Annotated in this window: 15 protein-coding genes and 1 pseudogene; 14 read left to right on the top strand and 2 right to left on the bottom strand. The window is 41.6% G+C overall.

The features are described from left to right. Nucleotides 1–99: 99 nt before the first annotated feature. The gene (locus QNH36_RS22210) at nt 100–630 is read left to right on the top strand and encodes an MgtC/SapB family protein (protein WP_283904264.1); all 531 of its coding nucleotides are present in this window, start codon (nt 100–102) and stop codon (nt 628–630) included. A 43-nt stretch (nt 631–673) separates the two neighbouring features. On the opposite strand, the gene QNH36_RS22205 is transcribed toward QNH36_RS22210, so the two are convergent. After that, nucleotides 674–1,243, bottom strand: a complete 570-nt coding sequence (locus tag QNH36_RS22205; RefSeq protein ID WP_283904263.1) for a glycerol-3-phosphate responsive antiterminator — start codon at nt 1,241–1,243, stop codon at nt 674–676. Between the two features lie 222 nt (nt 1,244–1,465). Between QNH36_RS22205 and QNH36_RS22200 the strand changes: the two genes are divergently transcribed. Beyond that, on the top strand, nt 1,466–1,930 hold the full coding sequence (locus QNH36_RS22200) for a DUF5381 family protein (RefSeq protein WP_283904262.1): 465 nt from the start codon (nt 1,466–1,468) through the stop codon (nt 1,928–1,930). 173 nt (nt 1,931–2,103) lie between these two features. Beyond that, complete coding sequence (locus tag QNH36_RS22195) at nt 2,104–2,655, top strand: DUF6241 domain-containing protein (protein ID WP_283904261.1); 552 nt, start codon at nt 2,104–2,106, stop codon at nt 2,653–2,655. A 46-nt stretch (nt 2,656–2,701) separates the two neighbouring features. On the opposite strand, the pseudogene QNH36_RS22190 reads toward QNH36_RS22195, so the two are convergent. Then, nucleotides 2,702–2,932: pseudogene (locus QNH36_RS22190) on the bottom strand (IS3 family transposase); the annotation flags it as partial. 335 nt (nt 2,933–3,267) lie between these two features. Here QNH36_RS22190 and QNH36_RS22185 point away from each other — a divergent pair. From QNH36_RS22185 to QNH36_RS22135, 11 genes are all read left to right on the top strand, one after another. After that, nucleotides 3,268–4,821, top strand: a complete 1,554-nt coding sequence (locus tag QNH36_RS22185; RefSeq protein ID WP_283904260.1) for an IS1182 family transposase — start codon at nt 3,268–3,270, stop codon at nt 4,819–4,821. A gap of 209 nt (nt 4,822–5,030) precedes the next feature. Continuing rightward, a complete protein-coding gene (locus tag QNH36_RS22180) occupies nt 5,031–5,708 on the top strand; it encodes a hypothetical protein (protein WP_283904259.1) in 678 nt (225 codons plus the stop codon). A 60-nt stretch (nt 5,709–5,768) separates the two neighbouring features. After that, nucleotides 5,769–7,085 carry a PD-(D/E)XK nuclease family protein gene (locus tag QNH36_RS22175; protein ID WP_283904258.1) on the top strand — a complete coding sequence of 439 codons (1,317 nt, stop codon included), beginning with the start codon at nt 5,769–5,771 and terminating at the stop codon, nt 7,083–7,085. Between the two features lie 157 nt (nt 7,086–7,242). Further along, nucleotides 7,243–8,250: a LacI family DNA-binding transcriptional regulator gene (locus QNH36_RS22170; RefSeq protein WP_283904257.1), complete on the top strand. Its 1,008-nt coding sequence runs from the start codon at nt 7,243–7,245 to the stop codon at nt 8,248–8,250. Between the two features lie 73 nt (nt 8,251–8,323). Continuing rightward, nucleotides 8,324–9,556: an ABC transporter substrate-binding protein gene (locus QNH36_RS22165; RefSeq protein ID WP_144478206.1), complete on the top strand. Its 1,233-nt coding sequence runs from the start codon at nt 8,324–8,326 to the stop codon at nt 9,554–9,556. 59 nt (nt 9,557–9,615) lie between these two features. Beyond that, nucleotides 9,616–10,479: a carbohydrate ABC transporter permease gene (locus tag QNH36_RS22160; protein WP_283904256.1), complete on the top strand. Its 864-nt coding sequence runs from the start codon at nt 9,616–9,618 to the stop codon at nt 10,477–10,479. Next, a complete protein-coding gene (locus tag QNH36_RS22155; RefSeq protein ID WP_283904255.1) occupies nt 10,479–11,300 on the top strand; it encodes a carbohydrate ABC transporter permease in 822 nt (273 codons plus the stop codon). Before QNH36_RS22160 ends, QNH36_RS22155 begins: the two co-directional genes overlap by 1 nt. Before the next feature lie 45 nt (nt 11,301–11,345). Beyond that, entirely contained in the window at nt 11,346–13,031 is a 1,686-nt protein-coding gene (locus QNH36_RS22150; protein WP_283904254.1) for a glycoside hydrolase family 13 protein, read from the top strand. 48 nt (nt 13,032–13,079) lie between these two features. Further along, nucleotides 13,080–14,714: a glycoside hydrolase family 13 protein gene (locus QNH36_RS22145; protein WP_283904253.1), complete on the top strand. Its 1,635-nt coding sequence runs from the start codon at nt 13,080–13,082 to the stop codon at nt 14,712–14,714. A gap of 198 nt (nt 14,715–14,912) precedes the next feature. After that, complete coding sequence (locus tag QNH36_RS22140; RefSeq protein WP_283904252.1) at nt 14,913–15,920, top strand: LacI family DNA-binding transcriptional regulator; 1,008 nt, start codon at nt 14,913–14,915, stop codon at nt 15,918–15,920. Nucleotides 15,921–16,140: 220 nt separating this feature from the next. Next, nucleotides 16,141–17,442, top strand: coding sequence for an ABC transporter substrate-binding protein (locus QNH36_RS22135; protein WP_144478196.1), 1,302 nt, complete (start codon nt 16,141–16,143; stop codon nt 17,440–17,442). The last annotated feature ends 43 nt before the right edge of the window (nt 17,443–17,485 follow it).

Below are 17,485 nucleotides of genomic sequence, written 5' to 3'. Positions count from 1 at the left end.
GATCACCTATGAAGCGAACACTTATCCCTCACTTTTAGCGATGGGATTAAGCATTCGTTCATGGAGTGGTCTCTTTTTATCGTAAAGGGAGCTGGTTAGATGAGCGTTTACATTGAATACATGTCGGAATTCTTCTGGCAGCATGAAACCTATTTCCGGATTTTAGTTAGTGCTGTTTTGGGGTTTTTAATCGGATGGGATCGGACATCGAAAAATAAGCCGGCGGGATTGAAAACGTATACGTATGTGTCTGTGGCATGTACACTGATAACCATCGTCTCAATAGAGAGTGCAGAGATTTTCAGTCAACATGATAGCGGAAAAGTGATGGATCCGATGCGTCTGGCTGCACAGATTGTATCAGGACTGGGATTCCTAGGAGCCGGTGTTATCTTGAAAGATGGTTTGCGGGTAAAAGGGCTGACTTCAGCAGCGATGATTTTTTATGTTGGTGGAATTGGTATTGGTATTGGAGCGGGATTTTACGGCATTGTCATCTTCGCGACATTGGTAACATTCATCATTACGAAGATAGGAAACTTTTTTGAAGAACGGGAGATCAGGGTGCGCTTTCCATGGTTCAGGAAAAAAAGAAAGACAGACGACAAACAAAAAGAGTTTGGGGCATGAATTGGGTCGAGCTCAACTACTCTGGGTTGAGCTCTTTTTAGGGTTACAAATCAAGATTCCAAAGCTTCGGATCACCAGAGGAAATAGCGAGGGCACCGGCACTTAATCCATTCAGAATGTCTTCCTTATTGCTGATTAGCCCGCCAGCGATGATTGGGAGCGCAGTCATGGTCGTCATTTTATCAATCACAGATGGCATCAGACCTGGAAGGATTTCAATCGCATCCGGCTTGCAGTTATGTGCGATTTCAATCCCTTTGACGAGGGCATTGCGATCGATCAGAAAAAGGCGCTGGATCGTCATTAAGCCTTCTTCTTTTGCATATTTGATCAGGTTGCTTTTTGTCGTGATGATACCGGCCGGCTTCCAGATTTCAGCAATGTATTTGATTGCGCTCTTCGTGTTCGACAAACCGTCGATAAAATCAATATGTATAAAGGTGGTTTTACCAGCGGCCTTCAGTTTTTTCAAGTATCCATCCATCGTGATTAAATTCCCGGTAAGGATGAAAACAATGTTGGCGTTTGATCGAGCCGCCTTCTCCAGGTCAGCTTCTTCCTTGATTGAAGCAATCACCTGTGATTGAACAATATCATTGATATTCGGTTTCATCTACTCAACCCCTAAACGTCTGAATATTCTATCTTCATTATAGCACAAAGGGACGGTTCTCCTGTCCCATTCGTAAGACGAAAAAAGCAACCTGATACCCTGTCTCTTGTTCTGTTCTCATAAAAGGTGCTTTTTGGAAATAGGTTACTAATGCAGCGTAAAACATCGTGTTACAATTATTGGAAAGTGTTTATATGAAAATATTTTTAAATAGGTGAATATATGAAGACAATAAACTATAGGACCAGCACAATTATTGGACGTTTGTTGGTTTGTGCACTTTTTATCTTTTCTGGTGTGGCTCTGATTCTAGCGAGTATTTATCTAGAGGCCCCTGTTCTGAGGAAAGTCTTCTCTGTGGCTGCGGGTATACTTGGAATTGTCTTTTTCGGAAGAATGGCAGTGATGCTCATAATCCTTCTATTCAAGAAGAAACACATGTTTCGATATGATAATGAAAATATCACAGTCAGGGACGAAACAATTAAATTGGATGCCATTAAAAATATTGAAATTGAAAATGGTATAAGAACGGAATACTTAGGAATAAAAACGCCTGCATTCATCCTGAATATACGAGGCGGCGAATCTATTTATATACCTACATACTATGTGATTTCAAAGATGGATTTTCATGTTGTTCACAAAACATTAAAAGGAACAGTCAGTGATCGGACAATACGGTAAAGAGACAAAATAGCTTGTCCGTCTATCCTGTGAAGGGATACCCGCTTCACGAGCCCTAAAAATATTCCTAAATATGTTAAACTATTAAATAAATGGAGTTGGCATTAATTGCCTTCTTATCTAGTTTTATATCCTTGCTGAAGACCATCATCATGTAATGGGGGGAGATCATATTGAAAAAAATACTGACATTAGTGTTGGTTGTCATTGGCTTGGTTATTGCATTTGGGTACGGGACATATAAGATTTTAGGAAACGTTGAGCATTATCAGGAGAAAAGCTCTGCAAATGAATCTCGTTCAGTAGCCGCATCTGAAGAAAATGGAGATTCACCTTATGAAACAGAGAGTGAAGAATATGAAGAGCAAACCAAAAACATCGGTGGACAAATCTTCAAACTGGAATTGACGGATAGCACGACTGAAGGTGAGATTATCGAAATTATGCACAAGATGACTCATCAAAAAGTGAAAGCTGAAGATAAATGGGGAGCAATTCCAATGTCAGACGACACCGTTTCACAGGTTTTAGAATTCTTGAAGAAGTCCCAATTCGCTTCAAAAGAAAATCTTATCGACATTGCAGAGAAGTGGAAAAGCGGGAATTTTCAAACGGTCGACCATGACCACAATTATTTCTGGGAATGGCAAGGCGGTACAATCGGCAGAGCATACGGAGTAATGAGCACTGCGGAGGAAGAAGAATTTATTAAGAATAATTTCTAAAAGCACGGGAATGGTGATTTGAACCCAAAAAGTTAGGCGCAAAATATTAGGCAGCCTGCTGGGCAAGAGTTCGGTATTGTACAGGCCTCTTGCCTTTTAATTTTGCCTTAATACAATCGTGGTTGTAATAATAAATATTCTTCTACAATTCCTGAATAAAGTGCTCCATACTCTCAAATTCTTCTAAAAAAAGTAGTTCACCCTTTAATAAGCCAAAGAAGTTCTCCATGACGGCATTATGCAAAACAGTTACCCTTAGGGACATGCGCTGTGTAATTTAATTTTGTTTTAGAATGTAACAGGCTCATTATTGAGGGTGTCCCAAAAGTATAAACTTTTGGGCACCCTCTTTATTTTTTAGACTGCTTGTAAAAATAGTCCGTTGATTTCCGTTCCAGGCGCTTCGCTTTCCGCGGGGCTGGCGCTGAGCCTCCTCATCGCTTCGCTCTTGCGGGGTCTCACCTGACCAGCTGCGCCCGCAGGAGTCTACGCGCCTTCCACTCCAATCAACTCAGGTTTCTAAATTCATTTTTTACGCAAAAAAATACAAGAAAATCCCTCTTTTGTTATAATTAAGTCACCACAACAAAACAAACAGAAGGAGAGATTTTCTTGTACAAAAATTATAACACAAACCAGTTGACCCTTCCAATGGACATTCAAGTTTTAATCCCTCAAGAGCACCTTGCCCGATTGATTGATTTAGCCGTCGGCCAGATGAATCCCAATATCTTTCTCTCTCTTTATCCTGGTGGAGGCCGGCCGCCTTACCATCCTCAAATGATGCTAAAAGTCATTCTTTATGCATATGCCACCCGGATTTATTCCTCTCGAGAAATCGCCAAACAGCTAACAGAGAACATTATTTTCATGTGGCTTTCCGGCGAACAGAAGCCAGATTTCCGTACCATCAACCGTTTCCGTTCAGAACGCATGAAAGATGTCATCTATGAGACGTTCTTCTCCATAGTCGACCTCCTTCGGGAGGAAGGACTTGTGAAGCTGGAAGACTATTTCCTGGATGGGACCAAATTGGAGGCAAACGCCAACAAGTATACTTTTGTATGGAAGAAATCCACTGAAAAATACGATAGAAAACTGGACGAGAAATTCCGCCAGATTGTCTTAGGCATTGAACAAGTCACCATAGAAGACGAAGAAGCAGAAAAGGAACTGGATTTTCAGGAAAAGCTCGAAGAGTCACCCATCTCTTCTGCAAAAATCGAAGAAACCATCAAAAAGTTGGAAAAGAGACTGGAGCAGGATCCAAAAAACAAACCTTTAAAGAAGGCTAAGCGTCAACTGGAAAAAGACCTTCTGCCTCGAAAACAGAAGTATGAATTCCAGAAACAGACTTTTGGGGAGCGAAACAGCTTTTCCAAGACAGATACCGATGCGACTTTCATGCGAATGAAAGAGGACAACATGATGAACGGTCAGCTGAAGCCTGGATACAATGCCCAGATTGCCACCGAAAATCAGTTCATCACCAACTTCAGCCTGCATCAACGTGCTGGAGATCCTGGTTGTCTGATTCCACACCTGAACCTTTTAGAAAAATACAATCGGCCCAGACCAAAGGCCATTATTGCCGACTCTGGTTATGGAAGCGAAGAAAACTATGCACATTGTGAAGAACAAAAAATAGAAGCGTACATTAAGTACAATACTTTTGATAAAGAACAGACAAAGGCGTGGAAGGAACAAATTGGCCGTGTTGAAAATATGGAGTATGACGAAGAACTAGACGAATGGATTTGCGCAAACGGAAAACGCCTGATCTTCCAGTATGAGAGTCAAAGAAAGTCCGACAACGGTTACGATTCAGTGAAGCGCACCTACCGCTGTACCGATTGTATGAACTGTCCATTCCAAACAACTTGTGCCAAAGACAAAGATACAAAGACCGTACAGGTTTCAGTGAAAAACCAACAACAACGAAAAGAAGTTCGTGAACGCTTGGCTACGGAAGAAGGAAGCCAAAGATACAGGCAGCGAAAAATAGATGTAGAGCCGGTATTCGGGCAGATTAAGCATAATCGAGCGTTTAAGAGATTCGGGTTAAGTGGCCTATCCAAAAATACGACGGATTGGGGTCTTATTTGTGCTGCACACAATCTATTGAAGTGGGCAGCCAACAAGGAAAGCGAACAAAAATTAGGGTAATTAAGGGAATGAATATCCCTCTTTGTCTTATAAATCCATCAAATCCAATCCTATAAACTGGATATAAAGTAAAAGAGGCGACTCTCAGGTCGAATTTATTCAACCTTTTGAGTCAGCCTCTTTTTAGGTTTTTATATTGGAGAAAGGCGGCTTATTGCCGATATAAATGTTAGCGATTGGTAAATTTTACTGAAAAATGGGGAACAGATATGATCTACTTAGAAATGTGCATCGAAAATCTCATTTATGCTAAAGAGGAGCTAGAGAGTTCAGGGACACCCTTTTATCTGGAAGAAATGAAGCGAGTGCTAACAAGGCTCATCATATTGGAGAACGATATTGATAATTTTGCCTCAGATAATCAAAATCTGCCGGACGTATCTCTAGTATTTAGAAGCCCGCCAAAGGTGCAGAAAAAGTATGCTGATTTTGAATATGTTTTTAGGCAGATTGAAGGCGCATTGGTTGAATTGGATGTTCAAGGAGATTTTTGTGAAGACGAATGGTTTTGGTTGACTGAAGAAATGATGGAAGTCACGGACATGCTGGTAAACCTTTATGAAGACATTGTAGCAGTCAAGAAGTTAGTTGATGTATTGACTTCTTTTAATTTTACACCAAATCTCTATGACTTTTTAACATATTACCAGCCCCAATTTAAGGATATCATCCAAAAGCTAAAAAACATCCAATATCCGGTCATTAAACACGGGTATATTGCTGATCCCAGACAGAAAGAACTCCCCCGGCCGAAGAGAGGCCCGTATCGGAAAGGGAGACAGACTTTTACTACTTTCTCGACCGGATCTAATGCAATGCTGATTTTGCAAGGGACACATCTGAAGGCAGATAGGTCACATCTATCTGAAAAGAAATTACGCAAATAGTGAATATTAGAGTGTCCCCACCTTAAAGTACTATTTACATAGATTAAAAGGAGAATTTGAATGATAGAGAAAACATGCCCTCGTTGTGGGGCGAAGTTAATAGAAGAAGTTGTCGAGAGAACTCATGGGACAGATGACGGCGGGATTGTCATTGATGTGAATCCTGTCTACATATGTACAGAGCAGTGCGGCTATATTGAGCGTTATGAACACATGCCAGAAATTAGATTTCAAGAGGGTGATGATCGATTGCTGCTTGTTTACCCTGATGAACAAGGCAGGATTCTAGAGTTGAAGGATATGGTAATCTGGCCGCCGAATCATTACCTTTCCATTCTTGGCAGGGGAGACTGGCAGGAGTATCGCGGAAATCATGATGTTGAGGTTTTGCTGGAAAATGCTCGTGACAACGATGCGTATGGCAGGAAGCAGCCAAATCTGTTTGAATTCGCTACAAGCGAGTTGTCCCAGGATGCTTTTTTATGCTGGCTGCTTGCCTGGAGCGAGGATGCTTATCGATCTATCAATAAACCGCTGCATCAGGCAGCGCTGGACTTTATTTCGATGATTTTCAATGTCCATGGAGAGCCGGTGCCGTTGATTAAAAAAATCCAGATCGAAAGGCAATTCAAAGGACTTGATGTCCTGGCAGTTGTAAATGATCGATATGCGATTTTAATAGAAGACAAGACCTTCACGAAAAATCATTCGGACCAGTTAAGGCGCTATTCCGAGGCAGTGAAAATAAGGAATCCTAAATGGATCCAACTACCGATTTATTATAAGATTGCTGATCAAAGCCATTATAAGTCGGTGATAGATGCACATTATTTTCCGTTCACACGGGAGAGGATGCTTCAGGTTTTACGACGTGGTCATAAAAATGGTGTTACCCATGATGTATTCCTTGATTATTTAACCCGGCTTGAGTGGTTGGATGAGCAGTATAAAGCATTCAAGTATATGCCAGTCCAAGAATGGGATAGTTTTGCCTGGCAAGGATTTTATGTTGAATTACAAAAAGAGTTTGACGGCCATTGGGGGTATGTTTCAAACAGGAAAGGCGGTTTCTGGGGATTTTGGTGGATGCCTGAGAATTTCATCGACCGGAGCTGCTATCTCCAGCTTGAAGAGAACAGGCTTTGTGTAAAACTAACAGCAGCTGATGAAGTCGATTTACTTGAGAAAGCTCGAACTGTCTTGAGTTCAGTTCTGGCTGAAGCTGAGAAAAAAGGACTTTTAATGAGAAAGCCAAAACAGCTGCGCACAGGGAAAACCATGACCATTGCACACCGGCCAGGCATTATCCAAACCATAGAAAATGGGATTGTTGATTTGGAGAAAACAATTGGGGAATTGCGGAAGTGGGAGTGGTGAAGGAAAGCGACATGAGTATGTTTAGCAGAAGGCAAAGGGTAAATCCCTTTGCTTCTTTATTTTAAAAAAAACTATTGAAAGGGTTTGCATAACATGCTATTATTTTTACGTAAACGTTTTCGTTTTTTATTAATCTTTGGTGTAAAGCAGGTGGGATATGTCCTATACGATTAAAGACGTTGCCAAGATGGCCAATGTCTCGATAGCTACCGTTTCAAGGATTCTGAATGGCCAGGCTGGCTACTCGGAAAAGACCAAACTAAAGGTATTGAAGGTCATTGAAGAGCTTGGATACTCACCAAATGCGGTAGCCAGAGGATTAATCAATAAAAGAACCCATACGATCGGCGTCCTTTTTCCGAAGCTTTCCAGCTCGCTGGTTACAGACTTGCTGGATGGGATCGAGAAGGCGGCAAATGAAAACGGCTCCAGTGTCATTGTTTGCCATACTGAATCAAATGGCGAAAAAACAATGAACTATCTTCAGCTATTGATCGAAAAAAGGGTTGATGGAATCATTTTTGCAAGTGAAATACTGAAGGATGAATATTATCAGTATGTCACGAAATCAAAAATGCCCATCGTTCTCCTATCAACAGAATCCTATGCATTCCCGGTTCCTTATGTGAAGGTCAATGACTTCCATGCTTCCTATGCAGCTGCGAAGTATTTAATTGATAAAGGACATAATGAAATCGGCATGATCAGCGGGAATAAAGAAGATATCGTTGCCGGGAAACCGAGGATCGATGGTTTCCAAAAAGCTCTGGCAGACCATGAGATTGCCTGCGGTGAGAGAAATATCGTTAACAGCAAGGGCTTTGGCTTTCATGATGGCTTGGATGGTTTGAGGAAAATGAAAGAACAATTTCCTGAGGTAACAGCGATTTTTGCGGCCAGTGATGAAATTGCCATGGGTGTGTTATCAGCGGCTTATCAGCAGGGAATAAAAGTGCCTGAAGAGCTGTCAGTGATGGGTTTCGATAATCTGAATCTTGCGGAAATGACGATTCCGCCGCTTACTACAATCGGCCAGCCGCTGGCTAAAATGGGTGAAGCATCAGCACAAATGTTATTTAAAATACTCGAAACAGGTGAAATCCCGGAAAGCCGGATTATGCCTCATAAAGTAGTTGAAAGATTAAGTGTAAAAAAGAGAGCTTAATGACTCTCTTTTTCTCAGGACATTTAAGTAAACGTTTACGTAAAAAAAGCGTGAAAACTTAGGAGGAATAGACATGTTCAAGAAAGTGACAGCAGGTGTAATGGCAGTAGCCCTGGGAGCTTCCTTATTAGCAGGATGCTCATCAGACAAAGCGGATGATGGAAAAGTAACATTAGAGCTGTTTTCAAATAAATCCGAAAGTATCCAGACTTATAAGGGATTAATTAAAGAATTCGAAAAACAAAATCCAGACATCAAAATCAAACTGGATGCACCGCCTGAAGCGGAAACTGTTTTAAAGACACGTCTTACTAAAAATGACCTTCCTGATATTATGTCCATCGCTGGTAATGCTACATATGGTGAATTAGGCCGTGCAGGTGTATTGGAAGACTTCTCAGGTTCAGAGTTGGAAAAGAAAGTCCAGCCATCATATGTTGATATGATTAACCGCCTGGTTGGACCTGAAGAAAAGGGTACGTTTGGTCTTCCATATGCTACGAATGCAAATGCTGTTATTTATAATAAGGCAAAGTTTGAAGAACATGGACTTACAGTTCCAACTACCTGGGATGAATTTATCGCTAGCCTTGAAAAAGTGAAGGCTGCGGGAGACACTCCGATTTACTTTACATTAAAGGACGCATGGACTGGCATGATTGCCTGGAACTCACTAGGTGCTAATGTCGCAGGTGAAGATTTCGCTGAAAAGAAGAATGCCGGAGAAACATCCTTCGTAAAAAGCTATGATGAAGTAGCTGATAAGATGGCAACTTTGGTGAAATATGGCCACAAGGATAATATGGGTGTTGCGTATGGCGATGGAAATAATGCTTTTGCCAACGGAAAGTCTGTATTCTATCTTCAAGGTAACTGGGCGATTCCAGAAATCCTGAAAGCAAATCCGGACATGGAATTGGGTGTATTCCCAATGCCAGTTACTAATGACCCTGCAAAAAATAAATTAGTATCAGGTGTTGACGTACTTCTGACTGTAAACAAAGATACTGAGCATAAAGAAGAAGCAATGAAATTTGTTGAATTCATGATGAATCAGGAAACGGCCAAAAAGTATATTGACGAGCAAAAGGCGTTCTCTGCTATTGAAGGTGTTTACCAGGAAAACCCTGTATTTGAAGGAATCAAAGGCAACTTTGAAACTGGTGCCATCACTAGCTTCCCAGATCACTATTATCCAGCAGGAATGGGAGCTGAAAACCTGGTACAGGAATTCTTGATCAAGAAAGACAAGGAAAAATTCTTGAAAAAAATGGACAGCGAGTGGGAGAAAGTACAAAATCGTTAATCCGCAAAGAAGCCAGGGTGTCTAAGGATCCCTGGCTTTCCTAAAAAGGAGTTGTCATCATGAAAAAGAAAAATAATGTTTTCCTGGTCATTGCCATACCTGCCTTCATCCTTTTTTTCATTTTTCATAGCTATCCTGCATTGCAGGGGATTTTTTACAGCTTCACAGACTGGAAGGGCTATGGGGACTGGAACTTTGTAGGATTAAAAAATTACTTGAATGTCTTCAAAGACGGCCGTGCCGGTGATGCATACCTGTTCACATTTAAATTTGCTATTGTTTCTACCATTCTCGTAAATATCATAAGCCTTGCTGTTGCGATTGGGCTTAACTCTAAAATTAAATTCCACAAGACTCTTAGGGCAATCTACTTCTTGCCTTATATTCTTAGCATATTGATTGTTGGTTTTATTTTTAACTTCATTTTCGCCCATGTTCTGCCTAGAGTCGGCGAGGCAATGGGCTGGGAATTCCTTAGCAGGAATATCCTTGGTAATCCGGACCTTGCGTGGATAGGGATTGTCATTGTCGCGGTATGGCAGGCTGTATCCTTCAATACGATTTTATACCTTGCGGGACTGGTGACGATTTCCGAGGATTTATATGAAGCTGCGAGCATTGACGGAGCTGGTATTTGGACGAAGTTCTGGCGGATTACTTTTCCGTTAATCGCGCCTTTCTTTACGATTAATATGGTTTTGTCCCTGAAAAACTTCTTGATGGTGTTTGACCAGATCGTCGCATTGACAGGCGGCGGACCAGGAAAATCGACCGAATCAATTTCGTTGCTGATTTACCGCGGCGGTTTTGAAGGCGGGCAATTTGCCTATCAATCTGCGAATGCGGTCATTTACTTTATCGTCATCATCATCTTTTCTGTCATTCAATTAAAATTCTTAAATAAAAGAGAGGTGGAAAACTGATGAATCGCAAAAAACATAGCTGGGTCATTACCACTCTCTTGATTTTAGGTTCATTATTAATTCTATTTCCACTATATTTAACTGTTACCATCGCTTTTAAAACACCGCCAGAAATGGCCGGCAATTTATTGGCGCTTCCGAAATCATGGTCTTTTGATAATTTTGCCAATGCGATTGAAATGACAAATTTCTTTAATGCCTTCAAAAACAGTGCGTTTGTGACGGTTTTTGTGGTCATATTTACGGTAATGACCAATTCACTTGTCTCTTATGCAATCGCCAGGAACATGCATAAGAAGTTTTATAAGTTTTTATACTTCTATTTTTTAAGTGCGATGTTCATTCCTTTTCCGATTATCATGCTGCCGCTTGTAAAACAGACAAGCGCATGGGGAATGGATAATCTGGTGGGTCTGATCATCCTGTATATCGTGTTCAATCTATCTTTCAACGTATTCATTTACATTGGATATATCAAGTCCATCCCTGTAGAACTGGAAGAGGCGGCGATCATGGATGGAGCAAGTACCTGGGGTGTTTTCTGGAAGGTCATCTTCCCGCTGCTTGCACCAATGAACGCGACAGTCGCCATCATTACCAGTCTTGGAGCATGGAACGACTTCATGCTGCCGCTCGTCTTGCTGAGTGACAGGGAAATGGCGACACTGCCGCTTGTTCAGTATATTTTCCAATCACAATTCAGCACAGATTATAATCTGGCATTTGCCTCTTACTTGATGGCTCTTGCACCGATGATTATCGTGTACATTTTTGCCCAAAAATGGATTATTAGCGGTGTGATGAAAGGTTCGATAAAATAACTTTAGCAGTATAATAGATTTTTAAATTGATCGGAGTGTATTGATGTGAACAAGACCTGGTGGAAAGAAAGTGTTATTTATCAAATTTATCCGAGGAGCTTCAATGATTCAAATGGAGACGGAATCGGCGACATCAATGGAATAACGGAAAAAATTCCTTATTTAAGCGAGCTTGGCGTTGATGTGATCTGGTTATCTCCGGTTTATCAATCACCTAATGATGATAATGGCTATGATATTTCTGATTATCGGAATATCATGGATGAGTTCGGCACCATGCAGGACTTTGATAATATGCTGGCAGAAGCTCACCGTCATGGAATCAAAATCATGATGGACCTGGTTGTCAACCACTCTAGCGATGAGCATGCATGGTTCCAGGGATCCCGGAAGTCAAAGGACAATCCATACAGAGACTATTATATCTGGAAAAAGCCGGAGAATGGCGGGCCGCCGACGAATTGGGGCGCTGCCTTTGGCGGGAGTGTCTGGGAATACGATGAGCAGACAGGCGAGTACTATCTCCACCTTTTCAGCAAAAAGCAGCCGGACCTGAACTGGGAAAACCCTGTATTGAGAAAAGAAGTTTATGAAATGATGCGTTTTTGGCTGGATAAAGGCATAGACGGATTCAGGATGGATGTCATCAATTTCATCTCTAAAGATACAAGCTATCCTCAGGGAGAAGTCCGGGAAGGGCATAAATATGGAGATGGCAGCAAGTATTATATGAACGGCCCGAAAATCCATGAATTTCTCCAGGAAATGAACAAAGAGGCGCTAAGCAGTTATGACACCATTACTGTCGGAGAGATGCCAGGAGTTACGGTGGAAGAGGGTAAGCTCTATACAGGTACAGATCGCAATGAATTGAATATGGTGTTCCATTTTGAACATGTTGGCCTCGGTGACGGACAATACGGCAAATGGGATCCGCGTGAATGGAAGCTGACACAGCTGAAGGAAATCTTCACTAAATGGCAAAAGGGTCTCGAAAAAGACGGCTGGAACAGTCTTTACTGGAGCAACCATGACCAGCCGCGGGCTATTTCACGCTGGGGCAATGACTCTGATGAATACAGGGTTGTATCTGGCAAGATGGTTGCTACCTGCCTCCACATGATGCAGGGTACGCCATATATTTATCAAGGTGAAGAAATCGGTATGACGAATGTGAAATTCGATGATATCAATGATTACCGGGATATCGAAACATTGAATACCTACCGCGATTTAACCCCTGATTCATTGACACATGAAGAAATTTTCAAGGGAATCCATGAACGCGGCCGTGATAATGCAAGGACTCCGGTTCAGTGGGACAGAAGCGCCAATGCCGGCTTTACAACTGGGACGCCATGGATCAATGTGAATCCTAATTATGAGACGATCAATGCCGAAGCAGTTTTAAAAGATGAAGACTCTATTTTCTATTACTATAAGAAGCTCATCGAACTAAGAAAGCAAAACGAAGTAGTCGTCTACGGCACATATGATGTAGTAATGGAAGAGGATGAGCAGATTTTTGCTTACACCCGGACACTTGGGGATGATCAATTATTGGTGATCTGTAACTTCAGTGACCAGAATCCTGTCTTTACCCTTCCTGAAAGTGTACGTTATTCATCAAAGGAATTACTGATTTCAAATCTCAGCGTTGATGAAAATGAATCCATCGAGGAATTAACGCTTCAGCCTTATGAAGCAAGGGTGTATCGATTTACTAAATAATGAAGAGGGCCTATGATGGGCCCTTTTTCATGGAACTGAGGTGCTGACATGAAGAAAAAATGGTGGAAAGAGGCTGTTGTTTACCAGATTTACTGGCGAAGCTTTTATGACTCCGATGGTGATGGATATGGGGATTTGAGGGGAGTAATCAAAAAGCTTGATTACATCAAAAGCCTTGGAATCGACGTGATCTGGCTTAATCCTTTCTATGAATCTCCAGACCGTGATAATGGGTACGATATCTCTGATTATTATCGTGTAATGGAAAAGGCTGGTGACATGGCTATTTTTCAGGAATTGGTCCAGGAAATCCATAACCGTGGCATGAAGGTGATCATGGACTTAGTCGTCAACCATACATCTGATCAGCATCCATGGTTTCTGGAATCCTGCTCTTCTAAGGATAACCCCAAGAGGGACTGGTATATTTGGGAGGATCCAAAAGAGGGCAAGGAGCCGAATAACTGGCGTTCCTATTTTGCACCCTCGTGCTGGGAACTTGATTCTGCAACAGGGCAATATTATTACCATTCCTTTGCGGTAGAGCAGCCGGATCTTAACTGGGAAAACCCTGAACTGCGAAACGGAATTTATAAGATGATGCGATTCTGGCTTGATAAAGGAATTGATGGTTTCCGTATGGATGTAATTAATCTTCTTGCTAAAAGAGAGGATTTTTCAGATGCCGAAAATCCATACGACATCAGTTACCTTGCCAACAACCCAGGAATTCATGATTACCTCCAGGAAATGAATCGCGAGGTACTGCAGCATTATGATGCCATGACAGTAGGGGAAATTCCTTTTGTTACGCCAACAGAGGGACTTCTTTATGTCGATGAAGACCGGAATGAGCTGAATACATTATTCCATTTCCAGGTGGCCGACGAAATGCCGACATGGGATATGATCCGTTTTAAGAGAATCCAATCAAGCTGGTACGATGGCTTAAAGGGAAAAGGCTGGAACTCTCAATTCCTGAACAATCATGACCACACAAGGCAAGTGACACGCTATGGAAATGACGAGGAATATCGGGAACAGTCAGCCAAGCTGCTGGCAACAATGATCCATACACTGCCAGGAACTCCTTATATTTTTCAGGGCGAAGAAATCGGGATGACCGGAGTCAGGTTTGACTCCATTGAGGATTATAACGATATTGCCATGAGAAACAAATACCATGAAGAAGTGGCAAAAGGACGCGATCCTCAGGAGGTTTTTGAAAGCCTGCTGCTGTTAAGCCGGGATAATTCCAGAACACCAATGCATTGGAATGATGCTCCACAGGCAGGTTTTACAAACGGTGAACCATGGATTAAAGTCAATCCGAACTATAAGGACATCAATGTGGAGGCTGCATTGAAAGACCAGGACTCCGTCTATTATTACTATAAAAAGCTGATCAGTCTGAGAAAAGAAAATGAGGTTATGGTATACGGAGATTATCAGGATTTATTGCCTGATGATGAAAATTTATTTGTTTACACACGTTCTTACAAGGGGGTAACCTGGCTGATTGTCCTGAACCATTCAGATGAGCAGCAAACCTTTGTATTCCCTGAAGAACTACAGCAAAGGGGAAAACAGCTGATCATCAGCAATTATCAGCCGAAGACGCAAAGTGGAGAAAACCTGCTTGATCCGCATGAGGCGAGGGTTTATCAGATAATCGAATCATAAAACCCGCCTTCAAGAATTGAATTTATAATGCTTTAGCCGCTCTTTAAAAGGGCGGCTTTTTGTGAGTGAAACCAGGTAGAAATTGAATTGAAAAGCTCTAAAGGAATAAATAGTCTAAAAAATGATTGAAATCGATTTCAACAACTGATATATTTAACCCATGAAGGCGATTTCATTTTAGGGGAGGCGATAGCAGGGGTGAGCGAACAACGAATTACCATTAAGGAAGTGGCTGAGCTTGCCGGTCTATCGAGAGCTACTGTCTCTAGGGTAATCAATAATTATCCTCATATCTCAGAAGATAAAAAGCGTGCAGTAAAAAATGCGATGGAACAGCTTGGATACTATCCTAATTCCTCAGCTCGCAGATTGCGAAATAGGAAGACTGAAACGATTGCTGTCTTAATCAATAGGATTACAAACCCATTCTTCAGTAAGTTAATCGAAGCGATGGAGATTGCGGCAATGAATAGTGGCTATCAGCTGATTGTATGCCAGACGAGGTATTCAAAAACGAGAGAGTTGCAGTATTTGGATATGCTTAAGGCAAAGAAAGTTGATGGGATAATTCTTGCATCCATTGAAAATGACTGGAGTGAAATCGAACCGTATCAGAATTTTGGCCCTCTCATTCTAGTCAACGAATTTCACAGGGAGGCGAAAGTGCCGACCATTTATGCTGACCAGGTAATTGGCGGGTATATCGCTGTAAAGCACTTGCTGGATTTAGGGCACGAGCATATTGCTTATTGTATAGGTGACTTAAAGACAAGTGTTGGGAAAGGCAGAATGGAAGGTCTCATTAAGGCACATGAGGAGTTCGGCAAGCACTTTGATGAACATGCACTTTTTAAAGGTGTCTACACGGTAGAGGACGGTAAAAAAGCTTTCCACCAATTACCGAAAAAAATCACAGCCGTGTTTGTTGGCGGGGATGAAGCAGCAGCTGGCATAATCGCAGAAGCAAAGCTTTTTGGCGTCAGGGTTCCTGAGGATTTATCTGTAGTTGGTTTTGATGACCAGCCAATATCCGAATTGATTGACCCTGCTATAACCACAGTGCATCAGCCGATAGGTGAGATGGGAGAACAGGCTGTAAAGGTTATGATTGAAAAGATCAATAACGACGATGCACCGTTGGAGTATGAATCTTATGTATTTCCCCTTCAACTGGTGGAACGAAATTCTGCAACGGAAAAAAGATGAACCTTTCTTTTACTAAAAAGTGAAGAAAGGTTTTAAAAGCAGTGTATTGAAATCGATTTCAAGTTTTTACGGATAAAACGAAAATGATTAAAGTGAAATTTTTTTAAAGCTGTTTGAAATCGATTTCAAAGAGTGCTTCATCACTCAATAAGCATCTCTTCATTAAACATTTAATTGAAATCGTTTACAAAATAAAAAGTATTTTAGGAGGACTCATTATATGTCAAAGAAGAAAAAAATCTTCGGTCTTGTATCTTCAGCCACATTAGCCCTTAGCCTGGCAGCGTGTTCATCTACTGATTCCAATGAGAAAGCCTCATCGGACAAGGAAAAAAAGCCATCATCTGAAGAGGTTGTAAAAATCACTTATGCACGTGGAGCAGATACTACAGGAAGCACAGAAAAGCTAATTGAAGCGTTCGAGAAAGCCCACCCAAATATAGATGTCGAATATCAAGAGATGCCAAATAGCAGCGGACAGCAGCATGATCAATATGTTACTGCTTTCAGCAGCAAGAGTACGGAAATCGATGTTTTTGATGCAGACGTTGTTTGGCCAGCCGAATTCGCCCAGGCTAACTATGCATTGGAGCTTGACCGTCTGATTGAGAAAGACGGAATCAAGATGGAAGACTACTTCCCGGGAACTGTGCAGGCAGGGAAGTTCAGCGGCAAACAATGGGCAATGCCAAAATATATGGATGCAGGTCTTTTGTATTACCGTACTGATATTGTAAAAGAAGCTCCAAAAACCTGGGATGAACTAATTGCGGCTGCTAAAGAAGGCAATGGCAAGGAAGGCACTAAGTTTGGCTATGCACTCCAGGCAAACCAATATGAAGGATTGGTAGTAAACGCAATTGAGTTTATTGAATCCTACGGCGGCCAGGTAATCGATGAAAATAATAAGGTGGTCATTGATAGCCCTGAATCTGTTAAAGGTCTTACCAAAATGGTTGAAATCGTGAATGCTGATTTTATGCCAAATAATATTTTGACCTTCTCAGAAACAGAAACTGAAACGGCCTTTATCGAAGGACAAACTGTTCTTGCTCGTAACTGGCCTTACATGTCTAAATCAGCAGCTGATAAGGAACGGTCAAAGGTATTGGACAAGGTAGGTTTTGCTGTTCTTCCATCAGGTGATGCGGGTTCAGCTGCTACTCTGGGCGGTTATATGACGATGATTAACCGTTATACAGATGAACCAGAAGCGGCATGGGAATTCGTGAAGTTCATGACAGGAGCAGATGGACAAACTATTTCTGCTGTAGAAGGCGGAAGAGCACCGACTTTAAAAGATTTATATGAAAAAGAGGAAGTAAAGAGTGCTACTCCATTGTTCGGCAATGAAGAGTTTATCAAGGTATTGCATAGTGCAGTTCCAAGGCCGATTACACCGAATTATCCAGAAGTCTCAGATATTATGCAAATTGAAGTATCCAAGGCACTGACAAAAGAAATCACTCCTGAGCAAGCTGTTAAGAACATGCAGGAGAAAATGGAGAAAGCTCTGAAATAATTTTTTATTCAAAATGGGGTGGGTGTGAAAGCACACCTGCCTC

Source organism: Mesobacillus sp. AQ2 (assembly GCF_030122805.1).
GTDB lineage: Bacteria > Bacillota > Bacilli > Bacillales > Cytobacillaceae > Mesobacillus > Mesobacillus oceanisediminis_A.
Note: the sequence above shows the minus strand (reverse complement) of the source record. Positions and strands in the feature narration are given on the sequence as shown.

Bases quoted from the DNA above. Each gene is read 5' to 3' on its own strand.
- QNH36_RS22200 (WP_283904262.1), top strand. From the start codon at position 1,466: ATGAAGACAATAAACTATAGGACCAGCACAATTATTGGACGTTTGTTG.
- QNH36_RS22210 (WP_283904264.1), top strand. From the start codon at position 100: ATGAGCGTTTACATTGAATACATGTCGGAATTCTTCTGGCAGCATGAA.
- QNH36_RS22155 (WP_283904255.1), top strand. From the start codon at position 10,479: ATGAATCGCAAAAAACATAGCTGGGTCATTACCACTCTCTTGATTTTA.
- QNH36_RS22180 (WP_283904259.1), top strand. From the start codon at position 5,031: ATGATCTACTTAGAAATGTGCATCGAAAATCTCATTTATGCTAAAGAG.
- QNH36_RS22175 (WP_283904258.1), top strand. From the start codon at position 5,769: ATGATAGAGAAAACATGCCCTCGTTGTGGGGCGAAGTTAATAGAAGAA.
- QNH36_RS22165 (WP_144478206.1), top strand. From the start codon at position 8,324: ATGTTCAAGAAAGTGACAGCAGGTGTAATGGCAGTAGCCCTGGGAGCT.
- QNH36_RS22135 (WP_144478196.1), top strand. From the start codon at position 16,141: ATGTCAAAGAAGAAAAAAATCTTCGGTCTTGTATCTTCAGCCACATTA.
- QNH36_RS22205 (WP_283904263.1), bottom strand. From the start codon at position 1,243: ATGAAACCGAATATCAATGATATTGTTCAATCACAGGTGATTGCTTCA.
- QNH36_RS22170 (WP_283904257.1), top strand. From the start codon at position 7,243: ATGTCCTATACGATTAAAGACGTTGCCAAGATGGCCAATGTCTCGATA.
- QNH36_RS22160 (WP_283904256.1), top strand. From the start codon at position 9,616: ATGAAAAAGAAAAATAATGTTTTCCTGGTCATTGCCATACCTGCCTTC.
- QNH36_RS22145 (WP_283904253.1), top strand. From the start codon at position 13,080: ATGAAGAAAAAATGGTGGAAAGAGGCTGTTGTTTACCAGATTTACTGG.